Source organism: Streptomyces sp. NPDC001443 (assembly GCF_053597355.1).
Genome location: NZ_JBSFIA010000005.1, coordinates 1 through 26,222 on the forward strand (window position 1 = coordinate 1; position 26,222 = coordinate 26,222).

A 26,222-nucleotide genomic window follows, 5' to 3' on the forward strand; every position below is an offset into this window, starting at 1 on the left:
GGTATACCCAATCGCGGCAAGACCGTGGACGCTCCGGTGGCGATCTTCTTCCACTTCGACGGTGATGTGCTGATCGACGAGACGCTCTACTTCGATATGGCGACCTTCGCCCGTCAGCTCGCCTGACCTTCTCCGTGTGCCGGGGCTCCTGCGGTGCGGGTGTCCCGGCCGTCCGGACCCAGTTCGCCGCCGACCGACGAGGGACCACGGGTGACTGCGGGCCCGGCCGCCCGCTCCTGCCGCCTGCGCGCACGCGCCTTCTTCGAAGAATGCCTGCGATCCACCGCGCAGACGGCCCCGTGAGGACGGAGGCCGCCCCCGTGAAGACGGAAATTGCCCCGTGAAGACTCGGCCGACGCGCATTCTTGGAGAGGCGACATGACCAAGCCGTACGAACCGATGCCGGAGGACTGGCAGCGCGCGCTGTGTGTCGTCGCGCATCCCGACGACCTGGAGTACGGGCCCGCCTGCGCCGTCGCCAGGTGGACCGGGCAGGACAAGTTCGTCGCCTATGCCGTGGTGAGCCGCGGCGAGGCCGGGATCGCCACCATGGACCCGGACGCCACCGGTGCGCTGCGCGCCGCGGAACAGGTGCGGGCCGCGGCCGCGGTCGGGGTGCGGGACGTGGACTTCCTCGGCCACCCGGACGGCGTCATCGAGTACGGCCTGCCGCTGCGCCGTGACATCGCGCGTTCGATCCGCAAGTACCGCCCCGACGTGCTGGTCACCATCAACTTCCACGAACGGTGGCGCAGCGGCGACTGGAACACCCCGGACCACCGCAACGTGGGCGTCGCGCTGCTCGACGCGGCGAGCGACGCCGGCAACCCCTGGGTCTTCCCCGACCTCGTCGACGAGGGCTTCGAGCCGTGGGCCGGAGTGCGCTGTGTGGCGGTGGGCGGTTCCCCGGCGTCCGGGCACGCCGTCGACGTCACCGATGGCATGGACGCCGGCATCGAGGCACTGGCCGCGCACGCCGGCTATCTGGCGTCGTTGCCGCCGGACAACCCGATGGCCGACGTCGCGGGCTACCTCACCGCCAAGCTCACGCGCTTCGGCGAGCGCTTCCACGACGTGCCGACCATGCCGTTCGAGATCATCGGTGTCTGAACGGCATCGGGAGTCGGGGCCGGATCAGGAGTCAGGAGCGGAGAACAGCAGACAGTAGTCGCCGGTGAGGCTCTCCGACGGCGTGCTCCACTCGAAGTAGATCTCGCCCTCGAACTCGAGCACCGCGGACAGCGCGTGCCCGACGTCGAACGCCAGCGGGGTGACCTTGCCGCTGGAGTCACGGAAGTTGCCGACGCAGACGCCGATCCGGCCGCCCGGACGCAGATGCTTGCCGATGGTGCCGAAGATGTCCGCCAGTTCGGCGAGGTAGCGTCCGTAGGAGCCGTCCATGGTGCGGAACGCGGTGAGCGGGTTCTCCGGGTGGTCGTGCCGCGCCATGTACGGCGGGCTGGTCAGACACAGGTCGAACTCGCCGAGCCCGAGCCGGTCCCAGTCGCGCACGTCGCCCGCGAGGAACCGGCTCGGCGAACCCGACGGCAGCCGGGCGCTGCTGGACGCGACGCGCTGTTCCTGCAACTCGATCCCGGTGCCGACGCGGCCGAGCCGGTCGGCGACGACGATGGTGGTGCCGTAGCCGGAGAACGGGTCGAGCACCCGGCCGCCCGGCGGACTGAACGCCTCCACGATCGGCCGGATCTGCGCCTCGGTGAAGTGGATGTCGTTACGCGCACCTGGTGGCCGCTCGCGTGCCTTGTCCGCGCTGTCCAGGCGGAGCAGTCGGTGTGCCGTCATGTTTTCCTCCTACGACGAGGACGACCCGTCTCCCGTCCCGCGGACGATGCCCGCGGTGACGGGGGAGGGGTCGTCGGGCTTGGTCGCCTCAGGCCGCGGCCTGCTCCTTGCGCGGCGGCGTGTAGTCGGCGTGGTCGACGGCGCGCTCCCACACGGCTTCGAACGCCTCCTTGCACCGCCGGATCAGCTTCGGGTCCTCGGAGAACTCGTGCGGGCCCCACGAGCCGTCGCCGTGGAAGTTGGTGAAGCGCAGCAGGGTGTCGTCGAACACCCAGAAGTCGTTGCCCGGCAGCAGCAGGTCCGACGCGCGCTGCCTCGGCAGCCAGCGCACCTTCTCGCCGGCGGGCACGTTGACGATCGTGGTGGTCTCCCACTCGTACTGGATGAAGTCGGTGACCGGCTCGGACACGATCCGCGCCCGTCGCCAGTCGATGCCGCGCTTCGTCGCGTCCTGCACCAGGTCGATCCAGTCGCCGTGCCGGTCGTACTCGATCGGGACGCCCTTCTGCCAGTCCACGAAGACCGGCCCCTGCGGGGTGTAGATGTCGCGCGTCTCCAGGTGGACGGCGGAGTGCTTGGTCTGCGCGATCAACTCGGCGAAGGCCGGGAAATTGCTCGACATGCGAATCTCCAATCCAAGGTTGTACAGGGTCAGGGCGAACCGGTCGGCGAGCGCCTCGTCCGGCAGCTCCACCTGCCGTGGCCCGGTGGAGCACGACGCGGACATCGCCTCGTCGACGCCCGCCGGCGCATGCGCGGGCGCAGCCGGTCGGCGGACGCCGGCGATGCCCCTGTGGGAGGCGAGCCCGTGGCCTTGACCCCAGTTGACAGGTTCGGCCTTGAACCGGACTGGAGGACCGGCCGGGCGGCTGACGGCCGGGCGTCAGCGAGTCGTGGCAGGGGTGGCCGCCGCTGCCGGCGGTGGAGACGGACGCGAAGCCTCGCTCCTCGACACGGTGGCCAGCCGAGCCGGTTCGGCGCTCACCACCGAGGCCAGGGCACCTCGGCGAGAGTCGTTCCAGTCCGTGACGTAGAGGTCTTCGAAGCGCAGTGGTGACCCGTCCTCCCGCCCGTCCAGCGGAAGCGCCGAGAGATCAAGGGCGTCGAGCGAATCGAGGTCCGTCCTGCCTATCTTGATCAACGCCTCCTTGCGGACCCACTGGCGCAGGAAGGCGTGATCAGGGTCCGCGTGCGCGGTCACCAGGGCGAGCTCGGCGGCGGTGAGCACATGCCGCTTGACCTCGGTGCCGCGGCCACGCACGAGCCGCTCCACGTCGATGCCCACCGGGACGTGACCGGCGGCGGCGGCCACCACGCCGTCGGCATGCGAGAGACTCAGGTGCACGTCCGGCCGGTCGGCGAGCAGCGGCCGGCCGTGGTCGGTCCCGCGGCACGTCGGGCAGCGCTGGGCGAAGGCCACCTCGGTCGGGGCGACGCCCAGCAGCCACCCCGCGCAGAGCCGGACCAGAGCGTGCGCGGCGACGAAGTCCCGACGGGCCGTCTCCCGGTGGAACCGCGTGAGCCGCCCCCGCTCTCCCTCGTTCAGCAGGTGCGTCCCCGCCGACGGATGCCGCAGCACCTCGTCGGTGTCCGCCACCACGGCCACCGGGCCGTCCGCGTCGGTCATCGCTCCCGTCTCCCCGTCTCCAGGTGCCCGCGGTCGGCGAAGGCCGCCGTCAACGAGCGGAGGCGTCGGCCAGGACGCGGTCCACCAGTCCGCCGATGGTGACACCGGCCAGTTCGGCGCGCCGGATGTCCACGCCGTACCTCTGCTTGACCGTGACCATCAGGTCGGCGATGTCGAGCGAATCGATCTCCAGCGTGTCGATCGTGGTCTCCGCGGAGATGATCTCCTCCGGTATGCCGAGGTCGACGAGCTCGGTGCGGAGCAGCTCGTGCACGGCCTCCGCGGTCACCTCAGTGGAATTGGACATGGAGTTTCTCCTTGTGGTTGTGCGGAAAGCGAGCCGGGGGTGAAGATGGATGTGGCCGATGCCGGTGAGGATACCTGCGTCCTGCGCGGCGTGGATCGGATGATTGCTGGGCGCGTGAATGCCCAGCATACTGTCTCCAGTCGTACTTGATAAAAGCTTGAGCGCCGCTCGACAAAAGCTTGATTGCCGCTCGATAAGCGCTTGAGGGGCACTTGAAAAGCGTTCGAGGAATTACCGGAAAACGCTTGAGTTGGAGAAGGTTTCAAAGGTCGGCCACGCATGTGTCACGAGAGGTGCGGCGAAGGGTCCGGAGTCGAGGAGGGGAGGGTCGGGCGGGTGTCCTGTACGGGTCGCTGCGCCCGCTCGGATACTGCTGAAAGCTGCTCTGAGCTGCGTAGCAGCCCGACTGTCAGGGTTCCGGTCGCTCCCGGGGGCAGGTTGGCGGGAATCGGAATCCGTTATTCCTTCGGATGTGCGCAGGTTCATTCCGAATATGGCGACGCGTTCGTCCTCGGGGATCCGCACGCTTCCCCACTTTGGCACCGGCCCATCCCGGTGTCCAGATCCGGGCGTGCGCGGTGGAGGGCCCGGCGGGTGGTATTGCCCGGATCGGCTCTGCTGAGTATTCTCGGTGCAATGACTGATGACGTCGTAATCACAGGCATAGGGGCCCTGACTCCGGTCGGAAATGATCGGGAGAGCAGCTGGGAAGCGATAGTGGCGGGTCGGTCCGGCATCGCACCCGTTACCGCTTTCGATACCACCGGAATGAGCACCCGGATCGCCGGTGAAGTGAAGTCTTTCCGGCTTTCCGACCATTTTGACGCCAAGCGCACCCGGCGTATCTCCCGGTTCACCGCGTTCGCCGTCGTGGCGGCGCGCGAGGCGGTGGCCGACGCGAAGCTGGGCATCGACGACGACAACCGGGACCGGGTGGCGGTCGTGGTGAACGCCGGGGTCGCGGGCTTCGACACCATCGAGGCGGCCACGCGGCAGTTGGTCGCCGACCGGGAACCGAGCGCCTACTTCGTGCCGTACTCCTTGGCGAACATGCCCGGCTGCGAGGTGGCGATCGACCTCGGCGTCCACGGCCCTGTCAACGCCAATGTGCTGGCCTGCGCGAGCGGCCTGTACTCCCTGATGGACGCGCGGCGCCTGATCCTCTCCGGCGAGGCGGACGTGGTCGTCTGCGGCGGTACCGAGGCGGGGATCACGCCGTTGTTCATGAACGGTCTGTCCACCATGGGCGCGCTGTCCCGGCGCAACGACGACCCTGCCGCGGCGAGCCGCCCGTTCGACGCGGACAGGGACGGGTTCGTGCTCAGCGAGGGGGCGGTGATCATGGTCCTGGAGTCCGCCGAGCACGCCCGCCGGCGCGGAGTCACCCCGTACGCCACCGTCAGCGGCGCCGCGTTGACCTGTGACGCCTTCCACGTCAGCCACCCGCTCCCGACGGGTGAGTACGCCGCGGCCGCGATCAGGACCGCAGTCCAGCGGGCCGCGGTCGCACCGGACGACATCGACTACGTCTGTGCCCACGGCACCTCCACCAAGGCCAACGACAGCACCGAGACCAAGGCGCTCCGCGCGGCGCTCGGCGCGGCGATGGACCGGATCCCCGTGAGCAGCCCGAAGTCGACCGTCGGCCACATGATCGGTGGAGCCGGCACGCTGAACGCGATGGTGTGCGCGCTGGCCATCCGTGACGGCGTCGTGCCGCCCACGATCAATCTGGACTCCCCGGACCCGGAGTGCGACCTGGACCACGTGCCCGGCGTCGCGCGGCGGGTGCCCGTGCGTACAGCGATGGCGAACGCCTTCGGCTTCGGCGGACAGAACGTCGTCGTGGTGTTCACCGCCCCCGACCCGCTCTGAGGGTTCGGCGCCCGGAGAGTTCGCTGTCAACCGTGCCGCGCTCCCGGCCGGCCTGGCGCTCCGGGCTTGTGACGGTACGTAACGGCGGTGCGGCGTGACGCCGCACCGCCGGGCGGCTGCGGCCGCTGTTGGCGGCGGACCGGATTCCGCTGGAGCCGCGGGCGATCGTCGCGCTCCCCTGGGTCGCTTTCTGTTCACTTTCTGGACTCTCGGAAGACTCCTTAAATAAACCCGCGATTCTCATGGGTCCTTCATGCGCCGTTGATTGCGTGTGCGAAGCCAGTCGGTCGGCAACGTACGAGCAAGGAGGCGGATGGTGTTCCTGTCGAGGGCTGCCGCGGCGCGTGAGAGCCAGGAGGACAAGGCCCCCGCGGCCGGAGGGGAGCAGGGGAGCGAGGAGCCGCTGCATGTGGCCAGTCGGCTGCACGCGTTCAACCGGTTCGAGCTGAAGTATCTGGTGCCGGTCGACCGAGCGGCCGACATCCGCGACGAGTTGGCCGAGCGGATGGACAGCGATCCGTACAGCCCGGTCGGCGGATACGGCGTGTGGAGCCTGTACTACGACTCTCCTCAGCTCCGGTTCTACTGGGAGAAGATCGAGGGTCTGAAGTTCCGCCGCAAGCTGCGCGTACGGCACTACGGCGACCTCGACGGCGTCACCGACGAGTCGCCGATGTGCGTGGAGATCAAGCAGCGGGTCAACCGGGTCACGCAGAAGCGCCGCATCACCCTTCCCTACGGCGTCGCACGGCAGTTGTGCGACGACCGGGTGATGGTGGACCACTCGGTGAAGGAGAGCGCCTTCATCCAGGAGGTCCTCGACCTGGTCGTACGGCTCGACCTGCGCCCCACGGCCGTCACCGGCTACCAGCGAGAGGCACTCGTCGGGCGGCACGCGGACACCGGCCTGCGCATCACCTTCGATCGCCGGATCCGCGGCCGGGACCGGGACTTCCACTTCGGCATCGCCACGCCGGAGAACCGGTTCACGATCCCGCCGCACCTGTCGGTCATGGAGATCAAGGTCAACGAGCGCACCCCCCACTGGATCACCGACCTCGCCGCGCGGCGCAACCTCGACCTCGTACGGATCTCGAAGTACACGCAGTCCATCGAGGCGTTCGGCCTGGCCCCGCGTTCGGTCTTCCATGTCGACGAGGCGGACTACCCGCCACCCACCCCCACTGAAGAGCAGCCGCACGAGCAGCGGCCGACGCAGTCCGATGCGTCGTTGAAAGTAGGAGCACAGTGAACTTCGATCTACAGGAACTCAGCGGCACGTTCAGCGTGGCCGACGTCGTGGCGTCGATGTTGCTGTCGTTCATCCTGTCCACATTGATCGGCCATGTGTACCGGTACACGCACCGCAACGTCTCCTACAGCCAGTCGTACGTGCAGACCCTGGTCGTCGTCGGCATGATCGTCGCCCTGATCATGCTGGTCGTCGGATCCAACCTGGCCCGCGCGTTCTCACTTGTCGGAGCCCTGTCCGTGGTCCGCTTCCGCAACGCGGTCAAGGAGACCCGGGACGTCGGATTCATCTTCCTGGCCATGGCGATAGGCATGGCCTGCGGCGCCCGGTTCTACACACTGGCCGCGGTCGGCGCCGTGGTGATCTGCGCCGTCGTCCTGGTGATGTTCAAGTTCAACTGGTTCGCGCTGAACGTGCAGCGTCAGGTCGTCAAGGTCCAGGTCCCGGCCGGGGACGACTACACGCCGCAGATCCGTGACGTACTGATCAAGTACACCAGTGAGTTCGAGCTGGTGAGCACGGAGACGATCCGCGGCGGCGCCCTGAGCGAGGTCTTCTACACGGTGCGGCTGAAGAAGGGTGCCGAGCCCGGTGACCTGGTCAGCGCCCTTCAGGAACGCACCTCGGGGCAGCGGGTCACGGTTCTGACCGGATACGACACGACGGACCTCTGATGAGCGGCGAGTTCAAGGCGCGGCAGCCGCGACTGCGGGACCGGCTGCCCGTCCGCCTGCGCCACCACTGGAAGCCGGCCGCGGCGATGGGCGTCGGACTCGCCGCGCTCGTCGCCTTCCTCGGCGACGCGCGGATCTCCCCGTACGTCACGTCGTCCTCGCGCGCCGAGGCAGACGCCATCACGGACAACGTCGGGGGGGCGGTGGACCTGTACGACACGTCGGTGTCGCACTCGGTCCAACTCACTTATCAGCAGACCGACTTCGACAAGATGATGAAGGAGTTCAAGGAGGACGGCACCAAGGACTACATCGAGGCCGACCTCGTCGTCGACGGCGTGTACCTCAACGACGTCGGGATCCGTCTCAAGGGCAACTCCACCCTGTCCTCCCTGCGCGGCAGCAAGGGTACGCCCGGTGGTGGCGGGGGCGGCCTGCCCCAAGGCGCCCAGGGCGTACCGGACTTCGCCGCCAACGGAGCCGCAGGCCGGGGCGGCGACGGGAAGCAGGCGGCGGGCGGTGGTCCCGGTGGCGCGGGCGGCATGGGTGGTATGGGCGGCGCGGGCGGCATGGTGCAGTACGACCTGTCCGCGGCGAAGCCCGAGGAACTTCCCTGGCTCGTCAAGATCGACGAGTTCGTCGAGGGCCGTGCCTACCAGGGCGAGCGGGAGATCTCGCTGCGTCCCGGCAGCAATGATCAGGTCCCGCTCAACGAGGCGCTGTCGCTGTCGCTCACCGAGGACAGCGGGACGAAGGCCGAGCGGTACGCCTTCACCGAGCTGAAGGTGAACGACCGGCCGACCGCCACCCGCCTCATGGTCGAGGCCCCCGACACCGACTACGCGGACGACGTGTCCGACGGCAACGGGGTGCTCTACAAGGCCAGGGCGAGCGGCAGCTTCGAGTACAAGGGCGACGACCCCACCGATTACGAGAGTTCCTTCAAGCAGCTCGACAAGAAGGGCAGCCAGGACCTCGAACCGGTGATGAAACTCATCAAGTGGGTCAACGGTGCCTCGGACAAGGAGTTCGTCCGCGATCTTCACAAGTACGTGGACGTCGACTCGCTCGCCACCTATCTCGCGGCGCAGAACCTGCTGCTGAACTTCGACGACATGGCCGGGCCCGGCAAGAACTACCTGCTCCGGTACGACCTGGACACCCAGAAGTTCTCCGTCCTGGGCTGGGACTACAACCTGACCTTCAGCGGCGACGCGACCGCCGGGCCCGACGACTCGATCAGCATGGGCGGCGGGATGCCCGGTGGCACGGGAAACCCCGGCGGCGGGCAGGGCGGCGCCCAGCAGCCCTCGGCGGGCGGTGCCGCGCCCTCCGGAGCGCCGTCGGGTGCGCAGCAGCAGCCCGACGCGATGCCGAGCGGGATGCCCCAGGGAATGCCTGAGGGCATGCCGTCCGGGATGCCCCAGGGCATGCCCGGCGGGGCGGCCGGCGACCCCGGGCAGCAAGGCGGCGGCGACACGAAGGGTGGCCTGGGCGGTGGCCTCATGGGGCACGTCCTGAAGACCAGGTTCCTCGACTCCGACGCCTTCGACGCCACGTACAAGAAGGCGTACCGCGAGCTGTACCAGAAGTTCTACGGCTCGGGCGCGGCGGCGAAGCACCTCCAGGAGGTCGCGGAGCAGGCCCGGGCCGCGGGCGCCGGCTCCAAGGACCTGGACACCGCGGTGACCAAGCTCCAGAAGACCGTCACCGACCGCACGGCGGCCCTGGCCAAGGACAAGGAGGTCGGCGGCTGAGAGCTCCGGCATCCCGGGCCTTCCCTGCTCCGAGGGTATGGCCCGGGATGTCGTCATCCACCCGATCGAGGATGAAGCATGCCTTTCGCGCACAGGATCTCCGTCTACCATCGCGCCGCACGACCGGGATCCGTCGCGCGACGGCTCCTCCTGCCCGTTCCCCGAGGTATCCGAACGTGATCGACCAGCACACCCCTTCGCGTACACCTGTCGCCGGGCACACCGTCCTGGTCGTGGAGGACGACGCCAGCATCCGAACGCTGCTCACCTCCGCGCTCACCGCGGCCCGGTACGCCGTGGCGAGCGCGTCCAACGGGCAGGAGGCCATGTTCGAGGCCGGCAGGCGCCGCCCCGACCTGATCGTCCTCGACGTCATGCTGCCCGACACCGACGGTTTCCAGCTCACCCGCGACCTGCGTGCCCTGGGCGTCTACACACCGGTGCTGTTCCTCACCGCGAGGACCGGTGTCGAGGACCGCATCATCGGCCTGAGCTCCGGCGGCGACGACTACGTCACCAAGCCCTTCCACGTCCAGGAGGTGCTGCTGCGCATCCGCGCCATCCTGCGCCGCAGTTCCGCTCCCGCCAGCACGGCGGTCGGCGCCCGCCCACCCCTGCGCTACGGCGATCTCGTCCTGGACGAGACCACCCGTGAAGTGCGGCGCGGGAGCCGTCCGCTGAAACTGTCGCCGACCGAGTTCCGGCTCCTGGCCTGCCTGCTGGCCCAGCCCGAACGCGTCCTGGAGAAACCGGAGATCCTCCAGCAGGTCTGGCAGTACGACTTCTCCGGCGACACCCGCATCGTCGACACCTATGTCAAGAACCTGCGCCGCAAGATCGACTGCGATGGGCCGCCACTGATCCACACCGTGCGCGGCGTCGGCTACTGCCTGCGGCTGCCGCGCGAAGAGACGAACGCGGCGACGCGATGAGGCGGCCCCGCCTCCCGCGCCCGCACTCCCTGCGCTTCCGCCTCGTCCTGATCGCCGGCCTTCTGGCCACCAGCGCCGTCCTGCTGTGCCAGCTCGCGGGCCTCATCGTGCTGCACGGCTGGCTCACCGACCAGGTCGACAACCGCCTCTCCCATTTCCGGCCGCCGGACAGCTTCTATCTGGGCTTCGCCGAGCAGGGGGCGATGCCCCCGCCGAGCTCGGACAACGCACTGCCCTCGGACTACCGCGTCTTCTTCTACGACCGGGACGGAAACCTGCTGCGCAGTTCCCTGGGCGGCGGCAACGGTTCGGGCCCCCGGCTGCCGCGACGTGCCGCCGACCTCGACCTGACCGCCGGACGGCCGAGCACCGTCGAGTCCGAGGACGGAGCCGACGGATCGGGCTGGCGAGTGATCGTCTACTCGGGGCCGACCACATGCGCGCCGTCGTCGCCCTGCCGCTGGACACCGTGGACGGCGCCACCACCAAACTCCTGTGGGTCAGCCTGGGCCTCGGCGCCGCTGTCGCCGTCGGGGTCGTCGTCCTGGGCAACGGCGCCGTCCGTCTGGGGCTGCGCCCACTCACCCGCGTCGAGCGCACCGCCCAGCACATCACCGACGGCGCACTCGAACTCAACGTCCCGGTGACCGACCCGGACACCGAGGTCGGACGGCTGGGCCTGGCCCTCAACACCATGCTCGACCGGCTGCGCACCGCGCTCCACCGCAGGGAGGCCTCCGAACAGCAACTGCGCCGCTTCCTCGCGGACGCCGGCCACGAACTGCGCACTCCGCTCACCGCCATCCAGGGCTTCGCCGAGCTCCTTCTGGACGAACCCGGCATGGCGGACCGGCGACGGCAGGAGGCGCACGCCCTGATCGCCCACAACGCCGACCGGATGAGCCGTCTCGTCGACGACCTGTTCCTCCTCGCCAAACTCGGCGACGCCGACAGCGACAGCGGCGCACGCGTGGCGCACCGGGAACCCGTCGACCTCCTGTGCCTGGCGGCCGACGCCATCGCCACCACCGCGATACGCCACCCGCGCCGCGCCATCACCCTCGAACCCCTCGCGAGCCATTCCACCGACACCGGCACCCGCCTCGGTATCGGCACCGGCCTCGGCGCCGACGTCGACAGCGGCTTCGACGACGATCTCGACATCGTCGAAGCTCCCGGCGACCCACATCAGCTCGCCCAAGTCCTGGGCAACCTGCTCTCCAACGCCTGCGCCCACACTCCCGCCGACTCGGGCATCCGCGTCCGGGTCGGCGCAACCCGCACCTCTGCCGGGGAGAGCCTCGGCAGCGGTCCGCCGCTGCCGCCCCGTACCCCCGTGTGCGTCATCGAGGTCGCCGACAACGGTCTCGGCATCGATCCCGACGAGGCTCCCCATGTCTTCGAGCGCTTCTACCGGGCAACTCCGCCCGGCCGGCTCGAGGAAGACGCCGAACCCGCCGAACCCGGCTCCGAGACCGCGCCCGAACCCGGTTCCGGCCTCGGCCTCGCCATCGCCGCGGCCATCGCGGCCGCCCACGGGGGACGTCTCGAACTGGACAACCGCCCGGGTGAGGGCTGCACCTTCCGTCTGCTCCTGCCCGACTCGGCCACCGCGCCGACGCACGACAACGACGAGACGTGCCCTCCGGCCCGTGCGGACCGGACGCCTCGGGGCCACCTCGGATCTCAAGGGCGGCCCTGAACCTCCACGCGCACGTCGTGCGATTCCAGGTTCCCGCCGCCGGTGTCCCGGGCCGCCCGCCGTGGACGGCGAAGCGGGCGGTGGGCCGGGGGAGCGGCTGGGCGTGCCGCATGCTTGGCTGGTCCGGTACCCGGACCGACCTCCGCGCCACTCACGGCAACAGGAACTGGAGACCGACGAAGATGACTGACCAGCGCAGCGTGAGCGTTCTGGGCACCGGCATCATGGGGGCCGCGATGGCCCGCAACCTGGCCCGTGCCGGACATGCCGTCCGGGTCTGGAACCGCAGCCGGGACAAGGCGGAACCGCTGGCCGCCGACGGCGCGTACGTCGCCGGTGACCCCGCCGAGGCGGTTCAGGGCACCGACGTCGTCCTGACCATGTTGTACGACGGTCCCGCGGTCCTGGACGTGATGCGCCGGGCGGCGTCCGCGCTGCGCCCCGGCACCGCCTGGGTACAGGCCACCACCGCCGGTGTCGAGGCGATCGACGAGCTGGCCGCCTTCGCCCGCGAGCACGGCCTGCACTTCTACGACGCCCCCGTGCTGGGCACCCGCCAGCCCGCGGAGGCCGGGCAGCTCACCGTGCTGGCCGCCGGTCCGGCCGAGGCGCGGGACCTGGTGACGCCGGTGTTCGACGCCGTGGGCTCCCGTACGGTGTGGACCGGTGAGGACGGCGCGGCCGGCAGCGCCAGCAGGCTGAAGCTCGTCGCCAACAGCTGGGTCATCGCGGCCACCGCCGCGACCGGCGAGGTGCTGGCCCTGGCGGAGGGGCTGGAGGTGGACCCGCAGAGCTTCTTCGACCTGATCGCGGGCGGCCCGCTCGACATGGGTTATCTGCGCGCCAAGGCCCAACTCGTGCTGGAGGGGCGGTTGTCCCCGGCGTCCTTCGCGGTGACGACCGCGGCGAAGGACGCCCGGCTGATCGTCGAGGCCGGTGCGCGCCACGGTGTCCGGCTCGACGTGGCCGCCGCGAGCGCGGAGCGCCTGGAGCGCGCCGCCGCCCAGGGGCACGCCGACGAGGACATGGTCGCCGCCTACTTCGCGAGCTTCGACGAGAAGCCTTCCGCCTGAGCCGACGGCCGGCCGACCGGCCGACCGACCGACCGGCCGAGCAGAACGGTCGAGCCGGACCCGAGTCCTGGCCGGGAAAATCCGTACTCACCTCTGACGACCTGGAACCCGGGTGCAAGGATGGGGTGGCATGACGGCGGGGTGGTGTTCGCGCACGGTACGGGCCGCGGTGTTCGCGGTCGTCTGTGTGCTGCTCGCCGCCCTGGGGCACGTCATGATGTCGGGCACGTACGTGCCCGGCTGGGTGCTGGCCACCGCCGTGATCGTGACCGGTGCCGTCGGCTGGTGTCTGACGGGCCGTGAGCGTGGGCTGCCGCTGGTCGTGACCGCTGTCGTCGCCGCTCAGACGGCCCTGCACTCGGCGTTCGCCCTCGCCCGGTCGACGTCCGCGGACATGGCCGCCACCATGAACATGGACCACGTGGACCACATGGGCCACGTGGACATGGACATGGGGCGTATGGACATGAGCTCCATGCGGTCCATGGAGTCCATGTGGTCCATGGGCCGCATGGACTCCATGGGTCATATGGGTCATATGGATCGCGTGGGGCAGTTCCCGGATGGCGATCCCCTCATGGGCGGTGGCTCGTCCGCGTACGGCATGCTCGTCGCCCATCTCCTGGCAGCCGTGCTGTGCGGGCTCTGGCTGGCGTACGGCGAGAAGTCCGTGTTCCGCATCCTGCGGACCGTGGCCGGCCGGCTCGCGGCGCCCCTGCGGCTGCTGCTCGCCCTGCCCGCCCCGGCGGACCGGCCGCGCCTCGGCGTGGGCCGTCCCCGCTCGGACCGGGCGCCCCGTCTTCTCCTTCTCGTCCACGCGATCACCTCCCGGGGGCCGCCCGCGGGGACCGCTGCCGCCTGACGGCAGCCGGCAACCCGGGGCCGCCCCTGTGTGGCCCCGGGCCACGGTCGTGCGAGCGCGCAGGCGCCGCGGCCGTGTCTCCCCGCCCACCGGACCGTCCGCGCCGTCGCATGCGCCGAGGTCCGGATCCGGGGCACTGCGGGCTGCCCGCGCTGCCCCGGACGATCCGAGAAGGACACCAGGTGATCTCCTCCACCCTGCCCGGCTCCCCGCCCACCGCGTACGGCAGAAGCGACAAAGCGACATCGACCGACGAGTCGGTCACCGCCTGGGCCCTGGCCGCCCGGGGCGGTGACGCACGGGCGGTCGAGCAACTGGTACGCGCGCTGCAACGCGACGTCCTGCGCTACGTCGCCCATCTGTGCGCCGATCCGCAGGCGGTCGACGATCTGGCGCAGGACACGTTCCTGCGGGCGCTGGGCAGTCTGCACCGTTTCGAGGGGCGTTCCTCCGCCCGGTCCTGGCTGCTGTCCATCGCCCGCCGTGCGGTGATCGACAGTTACCGGTACGCGGCCGCCCGGCCCCGGCCGATCGACGTACCGGACTGGCAGTCGGCGGTCGAGCGCGCCCAGCCCCGCGACCTGCCCGGTTTTGAAGACGGCGTCGCTCTGTCGGAGTTGCTGGGGCTGCTGCCGGCCGAGCGGCGCGAGGCGTTCGTCCTCACCCAGTTGCTCGGTCTGCCGTACGCGGACGCGGCCGCGTTGAGCGGCTGTCCGGTCGGCACCGTCCGGTCCCGGGTGGCGCGGGCCAGGGCGGCCCTGCTGGACCTGCTGGCCGAGGCGGCCGCCTGAGCCGTGTCCGGAAGGGGGTGCGGGCGGGGTGCCTACGGTGTCGTGGTGCTCCGGCCGCTCCCGTCGTCGAGGCCGGGCAGCAGCCCGCACACCGCCTCGCGCTGCTCCGGTCCCATGACGCCGGCGAGCGCCTGGGTCACCGTCTCGGCGAGCGGGTCCGAGGCCTCCCGCAGCAGTCGGCGGGCCTTCTCGGTGAGGGCGACCTCGACGCCGCGCCGGTCGTCGTGGACCGATCTGCGGGTGACGAGTCCGGCGTGCTGGAGGCAGGCGATCTGGTAGGTGAGCCGGGTCTTGGGGCGGCCCAGGAGGTCCGCGATCCGGGTCATCCGGATGCCTTCCCGGGGCATCTCCGCCAGCAGGCACAGCACCAGGAACTCGTCGTGCGAGACGTCGAGCCGCTCCTTGACCACGGTACGCAGCCGCTGTTCCACCGCCCCCGTCGCGGCGAGCAGCAGCATCCAGGCGCGCAGCTCGGCGGGGAGCAGTCCCGTGCCGCCCTGCATGGACGGGCATTCGGGCAGGTCGGTGGGCAGGTCGGTGGGCTGCTCATCGGGGACTGCCATGAGGTCGAGTCTACCTGTTGTCCATTTTTGGATCAGTGGGTTGTTCAAATTTGGATGTCCGGCTACTGTGGCGGACCTCGAACATCCAAATTTGGACCACCTGGAGAAGGATCATGACCGTCGCCGTGGAAACCGGACTCTGGCAGCTCGACCCGAGCGCCTCCGCCGTCGAACTCCGGCACCGGACGATGTGGGGCCTGGTCACCGTCAAGGGCGTCTTCGGCGCCGTGACCGGTCAGGGCGAGGTCGCCGCCGACGGCACCGCCACCGGCGCCCTCACCCTGGACGTCGCCTCCCTGGACACCAAGAACGCCAAGCGCGACACCCACCTGCGGTCCGCCGACCTCTTCGACGCCGACAACCACCCGGAGATCACCTTCGTGGCGCGCCACGTCGAGCGGGGCGGTGACGGGGACGGCGCGGTGGAGGTGTCTGGTCAGCTGACCGTGCGCGGCATCAGCCGGCCGCTGTCCTTCCCGGCCCGAGTGACCGCGGCGGACGCCGAGGCGCTCACGCTGGCCGCCGAATTCACGGTGGACCGGGCGGAGTTCGGTATGGGCTGGAACCAACTGGGCATGATTCGCGGCCTGACCACGGTCACCACGACGCTCCGCTTCACCCGGGCCTCCTGATCTGCCGACCGGGGGCCGTTCTCGAACTCACCCGCCCCGCGTGAGCCGTACGTCCGCGCTCGACAGGGTCTGCGGCGCGGGTGTGAAGGCGCGCAACCGGATCCGTACGCCCGGTCGAGGAAGGTGGAACCGGCCGGTGGGCGGCCGGAGTTCGTACTCGGCCGTGGTGTGGGCGGGCAGGGTCGCCGGCCCCCGCGTGATCGACCAGTACTTGCTCATGCCCTGGCCCGTGGTCAGGGTGAAGTGCGGACTGAGCGCGCTGTCCCCGGTGTTGGTGACGCGCAGCCGCAGCATGGACACCGCGGTCGCCGATACCCGCCGCTCCGCGGTGACCCGCATCCGCAGCGGCGGCGCCCCGGTCGCCGCCCAGAGCGCGCACGCCAGGGCCGGGGCGAGCACCAGCAGGGCGACGGCGGCCCGCGCCGGCCCGCCGGGCAGGCGGCGCAACGGGCGCGGGCGCGGCTGCCACGCACGGCTGAACTCCGCCGGAGGCGCCGTGATCGCGGCCGCCAGCCACAGCGGAGTCATCATCAGGTAGTAGCCGTCCTGGGAGCGCGTCGCCAGATAGAACGCGCACCAGGGCAGCACGGTGGCGGCCGGTCCGAGCCGCCGCACGAACAGCACGAACAGCGCGAGCAGCGCGGCGGCCAGCAGCAGACTCGCGTGCCCGTACCAGTCGAGCCGGTCGCTGCCGTCGGTCAGGTACAGCGACACACCGACCAGGCCCTGGCCGTGCAGCACCGCGCCCTGGGTCAGCGGCAGGGCGATGCCGCCCAGCCAGGCGCCGGGCGCGCGCACGACGAAGTACGCGTTGATCAGCAGCCATACGGTCACGGCGACCCCGGTCACCCGCAGCAGTACGTTCGCCGCCGCCCGCCGGCCCAGTTCGCCGCGGCGCACCGCGTAGATCCCGGCGAGCAGGAACGGTGTCACGAACCAGGGCAGTTGCTGCGCCGCGCAGGCCGCGCCGAGACAGGCGGCCCGCGCGAGCCCCGCGGCGCCGAGCCGGCCGCCCTGCCCGATCCGCGGCCAGCGCACCACCACCGGCACCAGCAGCGCCAGGGCCAGGATCGCCGGATAGCCGAGCCGGGCGTACGACGGCAGGAAGGCGAAGCCGAGGAACAGCATGGTCGCCGCCGACCGCCACGGCACCGGCAGCATCCGCCAGGTGGTCGCCGCGGAGACGATGAGCGCGCAGGTGGTCATGGCGGTGGCCGGGGTGCCGGCGTGTCCCAGCCACAGCAGCGGCGCGGTCAGCAGCGGGGCGAGGGGCGGATAGCCGTACGTGAAGTCGTAGCCGCCGGTCACCGTCGGGGTGACCGCGACCCCGTGGGTGAACAGCCACGGCCAGGGCTGTCCGTAGACGGCGTGGCCCGCGACCAGTTCCCGTGCGGCCTGGGTGGTGAGGACCGCCTCGTCGCCGCCGTTGTGCGTCATGCTCCACGCGCACAGGGTGAGGGTCGCCGCGGTCAGCAGCACGCACAGGTCCACGCGCGCCAGCGTCCGGGTGCGGCGCACCACCAGCACCAGCACCCCGCACGCCAGGATCGAGGCGTAGCAGACCGAGATCACGGCGGCCACGGCCAGGCGGTGGCTCGCCGCGCTCGTCCACACCGACCGCGTACCGATGAAGAGACTGACGTCGGCCAGGAGGGTGAGCACGCGGTGCCATTGTGCGGGGGACTCCGGAGCGGCGGACACCGCCGACTGTGTCCGCCGGCCCGGTGTCACCAGCGGTTTTTCTGCCAGATGCACGCGACTGGACGGTAGTCGCTCCGGGTGAGCGGAGGGTCGCCGGACGTGAAGAGCCGGGTGTGAGGGCGGTAAGAGCTCCGAACAAAAGTGGGGCCCGGCGGGTGGCGCCCGGCACGCGCTCCCCCAGAGGGGGGACCCCCAGCGGCGTTGCCGAAAGGCCCTGGTAGCTCCGCTACAAGGACCTTCCGGCGCCTTGCGATCGCACGCACCGGACACCGCCCGCTGATCGGACCCCACTTTTGTTCGGAGCTCTAAGAGGCCGCGGCGGACGGGAATCGGCCGGTCGCGCACCGTGTCGTAGTTGGGCCGAACGGGTGACTTGGAGTAAGAATGGCTGGTGCAGGCAATGACTACGAGTGAGATCGGGGGGATCCGGTGAGCCGTTACGACGCCACCGATGAACAGTGGGAGGGTCTCGCCCAGGTCGTTCCGCTGAGAGGCCGGGACGCGTGGCCGTCCGCCGTGGACCACCGGGCGCTGCCCGACGCCGCGACGGAGACCCGGCGCCGGTTCGTCGTCCTGAGGATCAATGTCTTCGCCGACGCCCGCGAGGTCGCCGAGACGCTGATGTCGGGCATCCCGGTACTGCTCGACCTGACCGGAGCGGAGACCGAGGTCGCCAAGCGGGTGCTGGACTTCAGCACGGGTGTCGTCTTCGGCCTGGCGAGCGGGATGCACCGGGTCGACCGGAACGTGTTCCTGTTGACTCCGCCCGGGACCGAGGTGAGCGGGCTCATGGAGGGCGCGGGCGTCTCCGAGAACTGAGGACGGTCCCCCGATCGTGGGAAGACGTTCTGGGCGGAACGGTTCCGCCGGCTGCGGAGTCTTACCGTCCGGATATGGCTCCGCGTTCCCTGCCGTCCGTGCCTTCGGGACCTTCCGCTCCCTCCGCTCCCTCCGTTTCCTCTACCTCCTCTGTCCCCTCCGCCCCCTCCGTTTCCTCTACCTCCTCTGTCCCCTCCGCCCCCTCCGTTTCCTCTACCTCCTCTGTCCCCTCCGCCCCCTCCGTTTCCTCTGCTCCTTTCGCGCCTGCGGTTCCCGCCGCGTCGTCCGCCGCCTTCGCCGCGCTGCCCGTTCCCTCCCCGTCCTCCCCGTCCTCCCCGTCCTCGGTGACCGCCGTTCCGGCTCCGGACGCCGGTCCGGCCGCGGTTCGAGCCGGTCAGGGTCCTGTGGGCCGGCCGCACCTCACCGAACTGCGGCTGTCCGCCTTCGCGGGCCATCGGCGCGCGGGGTTCCCGCTCGGGCCGTTCACCCTCCTGGCCGGGCCCAGCGGCAGCGGCAAGTCGACCGCGTTACGGGCCTACGAGGCGCTTGCCCGGCTCGGCGGCGGCGCCGAACTCGCCGAGGTGTTCGCCGACCCGGCCGCCTGCGTACCCGAACGGGCCCGGCCGGACGCCCAGCGGCGCCGCGGCTTTCGCATCGGCTGTACGGCTGACGGGCCGCAGGGGCCGGTCCGGCTCGACCTGGCCGTCCAGGCCGAGCCCGAACTGCGCATCGTCGGGGAGCGGTTGACGGCCGGCGGGCTGGTCCTGCTGGAGACCGCCCTGCGCGACCCCGGACGGCGCACCGTGCAGGCCGCGTGGCACACGGCCGGGTCCGCGCCGGTGACCCGGGCCCCGCTCCCGGACGACCTGCTCGGCACCGCGCTGCTGCCGCTGCGGGTGGCGGGCAAGACGGACGGGCAGCGCCAAGTGCTCGCCGCCGCCGAGCAGATGGTCGTCGCGTTGCGTTCCGTCTTCCCCTGCGACCCCCGGCCGGAGCGGATGCGTGCCCCCGTACCGGTCGGTTCCGGCCGGTTGCTCGGCGACTGCGCCAACCTCGCCGACGTCCTGTGGCGCACCCAGGCCGAATGCGGGCGGCGGCACGGGCAGTTCGTCGCGGCGGTCCGGGCCGGGTGCGCGGGACCCGTCGCCGGGGTCGTCGCCGAACGGCTGCCCGGCGGTACGGTCCACGCCCTGCTGGACCGGGGCGACGGCATCCGCACCCGGCTCGACCGGCTCGGTGACGGCGAGCTGCGGTACCTCGCCCTCGCCCTGGTGCTGCTGACCGGCCCCGGCGTGCTCGAGGTCGACCCGGCCCGCGAGGTGCCCGCCGCGTTCCAGACGCTCACCGTGCTCGCCGACGGCTTCGACCGGGCCCTGGACGGACGGCAGCGCGCCGAACTGCTGCGGCTGGCGGCGCGGACGGGCGGGATCGGGCATCTGCGCTGCGTCGGGACGGTGAACGACGCCTCGTGGGCCGTGGGGACGGCGGGAGTGACGGTGGTACATCTGGACCCGTGACGAAAGAGCCCCAGCACCTGGACGTGGCCGCACTGCAACGCCGACTGGCCGAGTTCGCGGCGGCGCGCGACTGGCAGCCGTACCACACCCCGAAGAACCTGGTCGCCGCGCTCAGCGTGGAGGCCTCCGAACTGATGGAGATCTTCCAGTGGCTGACGCCGGAGGAGTCGGCGCGCGTCATGGACGACCCCGACACCGCGCACCGGGTCACGGACGAGGTGGCCGACGTGCTCGCCTATCTGCTGCAACTGTGCGAGGTGCTCGGGATCGACGCGCTGGCGGCATTGGACGCGAAGATCGACCGGAACGAGGAGCGGTTCCCGGCGCCTGGGGAGCGGTGACCGCGGCCCATCCGGGCATGCGGGAGCCGCACGATCCGTTTTCACTCTCCGGAGTTGTTCGCCTGCTCGAAATCGATTTGTTGTCCACAGATTTCCGCCTTCCTCTGGCTTTTCGTCCCACAACACTTCACTCTGGGTAGTGGACAACGAAGTTCGGGCGGACGTGCTGACAACACGTCCCGGCGGACGGGGGAAGGCCATGGAGGCGGTGCGGCTCATCCTGACGAGCAGACGTGCTCTCGCCGGGAGCAGCGGAGTACCTGAGATCTTGACGGAGGTGTGGCAGGCGCAGGCTCTGGCGCAGGCGATCGGCAGTCGGCTGGCGGTCTCGGGGCCGCCCGAACTGCGCGGTGAGGCACTGGGGTTGACGGAGCTGGCGGGCAGGGGCTGTGGGGTGCTGGAGGCGCCGGAGCTCGATCTCGGGGAGTTGCGCGCCGCTCGGCTGACCGAACTGGACGACGCCCGTCAGGCACTGCTCAGCCTCGGCGTACTGCTGGCCGAGGTCGGTATCGCCCTGGTCGGCGTCGCGAGCGGCGCGGACGACGAGGGAACGTACTGGCAGTGCATGGAGGCGATCGACGCGGCGGACGAATCCCGGGACCGGGTCCGGGAGATGCTGCGCAAGCTGGCCGACCGGGACCAGCTCCGGGACCAGGTGCTGCCGGAGCGCTGACGCCGCGGAGCCGGCGGAGGGCCTGATGGGGCCGGAGTGCCCCGTGGAGTGCAGGATGGAGGTATGGATCTTCGCATCTTCACCGAGCCCCAGCAGGGGGCGACCTACGACACCTTGCTCACCGTGGCGAAGGCGACCGAGGACCTCGGCTTCGACGCATTCTTCCGGTCTGATCATTACCTCAAGATGGGCTCCGTCGACGGCCTCCCCGGCCCCACGGACGCCTGGATCACCCTCGCGGGCCTGGCCCGCGAGACCAAGCGCATCCGGCTCGGCACGCTGATGACCGCCGCCACCTTCCGGCTGCCCGGAGTGCTCGCCATCCAGGTCGCGCAGGTCGACCAGATGTCCGGCGGCCGCGTCGAACTCGGCCTGGGCGCGGGCTGGTTCGAGGAGGAGCACACGGCGTACGGGATTCCGTTCCCGAAGGAGAAGTTCGGCCGTCTCGAGGAGCAGCTGGAGATCGTCACGGGACTGTGGGCGACGGAGCCCGGCAAGTCCTACGACTTCCACGGCACGTACTACGACCTCACCGACTCGCCCGCGCTGCCCAAGCCCGCGCAGCGGAAGATCCCGGTGCTGATCGGTGGCCACGGCGCGACCCGGACGCCGCGGCTGGCAGGCCAGTACGCGGACGAGTTCAACATGCCCTTCGGCTCGGTCGAGGACAGCGCGCGGCAGTTCGGCCGGGTGCGGGCCGCCGCGGTGGAGGCCGGCCGCGCGGCCGACGACCTCGTCTGCTCCAACGCGCTCGTGGTCTGCGTCGGCAGGGACGACCAGGAGGTCGCCCGGCGCGCCGCCGCGATCGGCCGCGAGGTCGACGAGCTCAAGGTCAACGGTCTGGCGGGCTCGCCGGCCGAGGTCGTCGACCGGATCGGCCGCTACGCGGAGATCGGCTCCCGGCGGATGTACCTCCAGATGCTGGACCTCGACGACCTGGACCACCTGGAGCTGATCTCGTCCCAGGTGCAGACGCAGCTGCCGTAGTGGGGTGGGCGCGGCCGGCGGGGGAACGGCTCGCGGGCGGCCGGACCCGACGGCTCGGGCCCGGTGGTCTCCGCGGCCCGACGGCTCGGGCCCGGTGGTCTCCGCGGCCCGACGGCTCGGGTCCGGTGGACTCTGCCGCCGGTCGCCCCGCGCTCGCCGACGCCGGCAGCCCCGCGCCCTTCGGTGCCCGAGCACGGGAAAACCGGTGGTCGCGAGCTGTTTCGCCCGGGAGAATCGACCGTATGTTCCTGACGATCAGCACCACCGGCACCGAGGAGCGCCCCGCGACCGACCTAGGGTTCCTGCTGCACAAGCATCCCGGGAAATCGCAGGCGTTCTCGACCTCCTACGGCACCGCGCACGTCCTCTACCCCGAGGCGCACGACGAGCGCTGCACGGCCGCGCTGCTGCTGGAGGTCGATACGGTGGCGCTGGTGCGGCGCGGCAAGGGCAAGGGGCGCGGCGGCGCACCCGACGCGGCGCTCGCGCAGTACGTCAACGACCGCCCGTACGCGGCCTCCTCGCTGCTCGCGGTCGCGCTGAGCGCGGTGTTCTCCAGCGCGATGCGCGGTGTGTGCAACGCCCTGCCCGAGCGGGCCGGGCAGCCCCTGCCGCTGCGCATCGAGGTGCCCGCGCTGCCCGCCCGCGGCGGCCCCGGCCTGGTCGGACGCCTCTTCGAACCGCTCGGCTGGACGGTGACCGCCGAGCCGGTGGCCCTGGACACCGAGTTCCCGGAGTGGGGCGACTCGCGGTACGTGCACCTGGTGCTCGCGTCGCAGACGCTGACCCTCGCCGAGGCCCTGCGTCACCTCTACGTCCTGCTGCCCGTCCTCGACGACGCCAAGCACTACTGGGTCGCCCCCGACGAGGTCGACAAGCTGCTGCGGGCCGGCGAGGGCTGGCTGCCCGACCACCCCGAGCAGAAGCTGATCACCAGCCGGTATCTGTCGCGCCGCTGGTCGCTGACCCGGGAGGCGATGGAGCGGCTGGAGCTGGTGCGACTCGCGGAGGCCGACGACAGCGCGGTCGAGGAGATCGACAACGCCGTGGCGGCCGAGGCCGAGACGGAGGAGAAGCCGACCCCGCTGGCCGTGCAGCGCCGCGACGCGATCGTCACCGCGCTGACCGAGTCCGGTGCGGCCCGGGTCCTCGACCTCGGCTGCGGGCAGGGCCAGTTGGTCCAGGCGCTGCTGAAGGACCCGCGGTTCACTCAGATCGTGGGCGTGGACGTCTCGGTGCGGGCGCTGACCATCGCCGCCCGGCGGCTGAAGCTGGACCGGATGGGGGAGCGGCAGGCCGCGCGCGTCCAGCTCCTCCAGGGCTCGCTCGCCTACACCGACAACCGGCTCAAGGGGTACGACGCCGCCGTGCTGAGCGAGGTGATCGAGCACCTCGACCTGCCCCGGCTGCCCGCCCTGGAATACGCGGTGTTCGGCGCGGCACGTCCGCGCACGGTCCTCGTGACCACCCCGAACGTCGAGTACAACGTCCGCTGGGAGACCCTCCCGGCCGGACACGTCCGGCACGGCGACCACCGCTTCGAGTGGACGCGCGAGGAGTTCCGCACCTGGGCGCACGCCGTGGCCGAACGGCACGGCTACCAGGTGGAGTTCGAGCCGGTCGGACCGGACGACCCCGAGGTGGGGCCGCCCACGCAGATGGCCGTGTTCCGGATGCGGGACACCGAAGCGAAGGAGGCGAAGGCGGCATGACCGAGAACCGACAGGGGCGCACCCTGCCCGTCACCGACCTCTCCCTCGTCGTCCTGGTCGGCGCGTCCGGCTCGGGCAAGTCCACCTTCGCCCGACGCCACTTCAAGCCCACCGAGGTCATCTCCTCCGACTTCTGCCGCGGTCTGGTCAGCGACGACGAGAACGACCAGAGCGCCAGCCGGGACGCCTTCGACGTCCTGCACTACATCGCGGGCAAGCGGCTCGCGGCGGGCCGGCGCACGGTCGTCGACGCCACCAACGTGCAACAGGACTCCCGGCGTCAGCTGATCGACCTCGCCAGGAAGTACGACGTGCTGCCCATCGCCGTCGTGCTGGACGTCCCGGAGGAGGTGTGCGCCCAGCGCAACGCGGCCCGCACCGACCGGGCCGACATGCCGCGCCGGGTGATCCAGCGCCACATCCGCGAACTGCGCCGTTCAATGCGGCAGTTGGAGCGCGAGGGCTTCCGCAAGGTGCATGTGCTGCGCGGGGTGGAGGAGATCGACCACGCCACCGTCGTCACCGAGAAGCGGTTCAACGACCTCACCCACCTCACCGGCCCCTTCGACATCGTCGGAGACATCCACGGCTGCTCGGCCGAACTGGAGTCCCTGCTCACCCGGCTGGGCTATGTCGACGGCGTGCACCCGGACGGCCGCACGGCGGTGTTCGTCGGCGACCTCGTCGACCGCGGCCCGGACAGCCCCGGCGTGCTGCGCCGGGTGATGTCCATGGTCGGCTCCGGAAACGCCCTGTGCGTGCCCGGCAACCACGAGAACAAGTACGGGCGTCACCTCAAGGGCCGCAACGTCCAGCACACCCACGGCCTGGCCGAGACGATCGACCAGATGGCGGGCGAGAGCGAGGAGTTCAAGCAGCAGGTAAGGGAGTTCATCGACGGGCTCGTCAGCCACTACGTCCTCGACGGCGGCCGGCTGGTGGTCTGCCACGCCGGCCTGCCGGAGAAGTACCACGGCCGCACCTCCGGCCGGGTCCGCTCGCACGCGCTGTACGGCGACACCACCGGCGAGACCGACGAGTTCGGCCTGCCGGTGCGCTACCCGTGGGCCGAGGACTACCGGGGCCGGGCGGCCGTGGTCTACGGCCACACCCCCGTCCCGACGGCCACCTGGCTGAACAACACCATCTGCCTGGACACCGGCGCCGTCTTCGGCGGCAAGCTCACCGCGCTGCGCTGGCCGGAGCGCGAACTGGTCGACGTACCGGCCGAACAGGTCTGGTACGAGCCGACGAAGCCGCTGCGCAGCGAGGCGCCGGGCGGTCACGACGGACGCCCGCTGGACCTGGCGGACGTGCACGGCCGACGCGCGGTCGAGACCCGGTACGCCGGCCGGGTGGCGGTCCGTGAGGAGAACGCGGCCGCCGCCCTGGAGGTCATGAGCCGCTTCGCGGTGGACCCGCGGCTGCTGCCGTACCTCCCGCCGACCATGGCGCCGACGGCCACCTCGCACGTCGAAGGCTATCTGGAGCACCCCGTCGAGGCGTTCACGCAGTACCGCGAGGACGGCGTCGAGCGGGTCGTGTGCGAGGAGAAGCACATGGGCTCGCGGGCGGTGGCCCTGGTCTGCCGGGACGCGGGGGCGGCGCAGAAGCGCTTCGGTGTCGGGGCGGGTCCGACGGGCTCCCTGTACACCCGTACCGGCCGCCCGTTCTTCGACGACCCCTCGGTCACCGAGGCGGTCCTCGGCCGGCTGCGGTCGGCGATCGACGCGGCCGGGCTGTGGACGGAGTTCGACACGGACTGGCTGCTGCTCGACGCCGAGCTGATGCCGTGGTCGCTGAAGGCGCAGGGGCTGCTGCGCAGCCAGTACGCGGCGGTGGGCGCCGCCTCCGGGGCGGTGTTCCCTGGCGCGCTGGCCGCGCTGGAGGGCGCGGCCGCCCGGGGCGTCGACGTCACCGACCTGCTGGCCCGCCAGCGCGAACGGGCCGCGGACGCGGCCGCGTTCACCGACGCCTACCGCCGCTACTGCTGGACCACGGACGGCCTCGACGGCGTCCGGCTGGCGCCGTTCCAGCTCCTGGCCGTCCAGGGCCGCAGCCTCGCCGCGCTCCCGCACGACGAACAGCTCGCCCTGCTCGACCGGCTCGTCGAGCACGACGGCACCGGACTGCTGCACACCACCCGGCGCCTGTACGTCGACACCGGGGACCCGGAGTCGGTGCAGGCAGGTGTCGACTGGTGGCTGGAGATGACGGGCCGCGGCGGCGAGGGCATGGTCGTCAAGCCGCTCGGCGCGGTGGTGCGCACCGGCGAGGGGCGCCTGGCGCAGCCCGGCATCAAGTGCCGGGGACGCGAGTACCTGCGGATCATCTACGGTCCGGAGTACACCCGACCCGACAACCTGGCCCGGCTGCGCGGGCGGTTCCTGAACCACAAGCGCTCCCTCGCGATCCGCGAGTACGCGCTCGGTCTGGAGGCCCTGGACCGGCTGGCGGAGGGCGAGCCGCTGTGGCGGGTGCACGAGGCGGTGTTCGGAGTGCTGGCCCTGGAGTCGGAGCCGGTGGACCCGCGGCTGTGAAAGGTGCCGGGTGGCTGCCCGGCGGGTGACTCTCGCCCGTCGGGCAGCCGTCGGGCATCCGCGGGGCATCCGCGGGGCATTC

Annotated in this window: 23 protein-coding genes and 1 pseudogene; 18 read left to right on the plus strand and 6 right to left on the minus strand. The window is 71.1% G+C overall.

The features are described 5' to 3' along the window. Positions 1–378 precede the first annotated feature (378 nt). Positions 379–1,110 (plus strand): PIG-L deacetylase family protein, encoded by a 732-nt coding sequence (locus tag ACWC24_RS08075; RefSeq protein ID WP_450661986.1) that lies wholly within the window; start codon positions 379–381, stop codon positions 1,108–1,110. Positions 1,111–1,134: 24 nt separating this feature from the next. Here the strand turns inward: ACWC24_RS08075 and ACWC24_RS08080 are convergent, their stop codons facing one another. The 4 genes from ACWC24_RS08080 to ACWC24_RS08095 all read right to left on the minus strand — a co-directional run bounded on the left by ACWC24_RS08080 (position 1,135) and on the right by ACWC24_RS08095 (position 3,737). Continuing rightward, complete coding sequence (locus tag ACWC24_RS08080; protein ID WP_450661987.1) at positions 1,135–1,803, minus strand: DNA methyltransferase; 669 nt, start codon at positions 1,801–1,803, stop codon at positions 1,135–1,137. 88 nt (positions 1,804–1,891) lie between these two features. After that, positions 1,892–2,530 (minus strand): DUF6879 family protein, encoded by a 639-nt coding sequence (locus ACWC24_RS08085; RefSeq protein ID WP_450661988.1) that lies wholly within the window; start codon positions 2,528–2,530, stop codon positions 1,892–1,894. 156 nt (positions 2,531–2,686) lie between these two features. Beyond that, positions 2,687–3,430, minus strand: a complete 744-nt coding sequence (locus tag ACWC24_RS08090) for a 4'-phosphopantetheinyl transferase family protein (RefSeq protein WP_450661989.1) — start codon at positions 3,428–3,430, stop codon at positions 2,687–2,689. Between the two features lie 49 nt (positions 3,431–3,479). Next, positions 3,480–3,737, minus strand: coding sequence for an acyl carrier protein (locus tag ACWC24_RS08095; RefSeq protein ID WP_450661990.1), 258 nt, complete (start codon positions 3,735–3,737; stop codon positions 3,480–3,482). Between the two features lie 636 nt (positions 3,738–4,373). Between ACWC24_RS08095 and fabF the strand changes: the two genes are divergently transcribed. The 9 genes and pseudogenes from fabF to ACWC24_RS08140 all read left to right on the plus strand — a co-directional run bounded on the left by fabF (position 4,374) and on the right by ACWC24_RS08140 (position 14,655). Then, a complete protein-coding gene (gene fabF, locus ACWC24_RS08100; RefSeq protein ID WP_450661991.1) occupies positions 4,374–5,612 on the plus strand; it encodes a beta-ketoacyl-ACP synthase II in 1,239 nt (412 codons plus the stop codon). A gap of 409 nt (positions 5,613–6,021) precedes the next feature. Continuing rightward, entirely contained in the window at positions 6,022–6,864 is an 843-nt protein-coding gene (locus ACWC24_RS08105) for a VTC domain-containing protein (protein WP_450662173.1), read from the plus strand. Further along, complete coding sequence (locus ACWC24_RS08110; RefSeq protein ID WP_450661992.1) at positions 6,861–7,538, plus strand: DUF4956 domain-containing protein; 678 nt, start codon at positions 6,861–6,863, stop codon at positions 7,536–7,538. The genes ACWC24_RS08105 and ACWC24_RS08110 overlap by 4 nt, the downstream gene beginning before the upstream one ends. Then, the gene (locus tag ACWC24_RS08115) at positions 7,538–9,295 is read left to right on the plus strand and encodes a CotH kinase family protein (protein WP_450661993.1); all 1,758 of its coding nucleotides are present in this window, start codon (positions 7,538–7,540) and stop codon (positions 9,293–9,295) included. Before ACWC24_RS08110 ends, ACWC24_RS08115 begins: the two co-directional genes overlap by 1 nt. Positions 9,296–9,471: 176 nt before the next feature. Further along, entirely contained in the window at positions 9,472–10,227 is a 756-nt protein-coding gene (locus tag ACWC24_RS08120; RefSeq protein WP_450661994.1) for a response regulator transcription factor, read from the plus strand. Further along, positions 10,224–11,929, plus strand: a pseudogene (locus ACWC24_RS08125) (sensor histidine kinase). The gene ACWC24_RS08120 and the pseudogene ACWC24_RS08125 overlap by 4 nt, the downstream one beginning before the upstream one ends. 110 nt (positions 11,930–12,039) lie before the next feature. Further along, entirely contained in the window at positions 12,040–13,002 is a 963-nt protein-coding gene (locus ACWC24_RS08130; protein WP_450661995.1) for an NAD(P)-dependent oxidoreductase, read from the plus strand. A 130-nt stretch (positions 13,003–13,132) separates the two neighbouring features. After that, positions 13,133–13,864: a hypothetical protein gene (locus tag ACWC24_RS08135; RefSeq protein WP_450661996.1), complete on the plus strand. Its 732-nt coding sequence runs from the start codon at positions 13,133–13,135 to the stop codon at positions 13,862–13,864. Between the two features lie 182 nt (positions 13,865–14,046). Beyond that, complete coding sequence (locus ACWC24_RS08140; protein ID WP_450661997.1) at positions 14,047–14,655, plus strand: sigma-70 family RNA polymerase sigma factor; 609 nt, start codon at positions 14,047–14,049, stop codon at positions 14,653–14,655. Positions 14,656–14,687: 32 nt separating this feature from the next. Here the strand turns inward: ACWC24_RS08140 and ACWC24_RS08145 are convergent, their stop codons facing one another. Continuing rightward, positions 14,688–15,218: a MarR family winged helix-turn-helix transcriptional regulator gene (locus ACWC24_RS08145; protein ID WP_450661998.1), complete on the minus strand. Its 531-nt coding sequence runs from the start codon at positions 15,216–15,218 to the stop codon at positions 14,688–14,690. A gap of 113 nt (positions 15,219–15,331) precedes the next feature. Here ACWC24_RS08145 and ACWC24_RS08150 point away from each other — a divergent pair, with 113 nt between their 5' ends. Then, entirely contained in the window at positions 15,332–15,850 is a 519-nt protein-coding gene (locus ACWC24_RS08150) for a YceI family protein (protein ID WP_450661999.1), read from the plus strand. A gap of 27 nt (positions 15,851–15,877) precedes the next feature. Here the strand turns inward: ACWC24_RS08150 and ACWC24_RS08155 are convergent, their stop codons facing one another. Next, a complete protein-coding gene (locus ACWC24_RS08155) occupies positions 15,878–17,551 on the minus strand; it encodes a hypothetical protein (protein ID WP_450662174.1) in 1,674 nt (557 codons plus the stop codon). A 429-nt stretch (positions 17,552–17,980) separates the two neighbouring features. On the opposite strand from ACWC24_RS08155, the gene ACWC24_RS08160 reads away from it, so the two are divergent. The 7 genes from ACWC24_RS08160 to ACWC24_RS08190 all read left to right on the plus strand — a co-directional run bounded on the left by ACWC24_RS08160 (position 17,981) and on the right by ACWC24_RS08190 (position 26,140). Then, positions 17,981–18,370: a cell division protein SepF gene (locus ACWC24_RS08160; protein ID WP_450662000.1), complete on the plus strand. Its 390-nt coding sequence runs from the start codon at positions 17,981–17,983 to the stop codon at positions 18,368–18,370. Between the two features lie 302 nt (positions 18,371–18,672). Beyond that, positions 18,673–19,887 carry an AAA family ATPase gene (locus ACWC24_RS08165; protein WP_450662175.1) on the plus strand — a complete coding sequence of 405 codons (1,215 nt, stop codon included), beginning with the start codon at positions 18,673–18,675 and terminating at the stop codon, positions 19,885–19,887. Next, positions 19,884–20,228: a nucleotide pyrophosphohydrolase gene (locus tag ACWC24_RS08170; RefSeq protein WP_450662001.1), complete on the plus strand. Its 345-nt coding sequence runs from the start codon at positions 19,884–19,886 to the stop codon at positions 20,226–20,228. The genes ACWC24_RS08165 and ACWC24_RS08170 overlap by 4 nt, the downstream gene beginning before the upstream one ends. Before the next feature lie 199 nt (positions 20,229–20,427). Further along, positions 20,428–20,901: a DUF6099 family protein gene (locus tag ACWC24_RS08175; protein WP_450662176.1), complete on the plus strand. Its 474-nt coding sequence runs from the start codon at positions 20,428–20,430 to the stop codon at positions 20,899–20,901. Between the two features lie 63 nt (positions 20,902–20,964). Further along, complete coding sequence (locus ACWC24_RS08180; protein WP_450662002.1) at positions 20,965–21,888, plus strand: LLM class F420-dependent oxidoreductase; 924 nt, start codon at positions 20,965–20,967, stop codon at positions 21,886–21,888. A gap of 242 nt (positions 21,889–22,130) precedes the next feature. Next, complete coding sequence (locus tag ACWC24_RS08185) at positions 22,131–23,600, plus strand: 3' terminal RNA ribose 2'-O-methyltransferase Hen1 (RefSeq protein WP_450662003.1); 1,470 nt, start codon at positions 22,131–22,133, stop codon at positions 23,598–23,600. Beyond that, positions 23,597–26,140, plus strand: coding sequence for a polynucleotide kinase-phosphatase (locus ACWC24_RS08190; RefSeq protein ID WP_450662004.1), 2,544 nt, complete (start codon positions 23,597–23,599; stop codon positions 26,138–26,140). The genes ACWC24_RS08185 and ACWC24_RS08190 overlap by 4 nt, the downstream gene beginning before the upstream one ends. Positions 26,141–26,222: the final 82 nt, after the last annotated feature.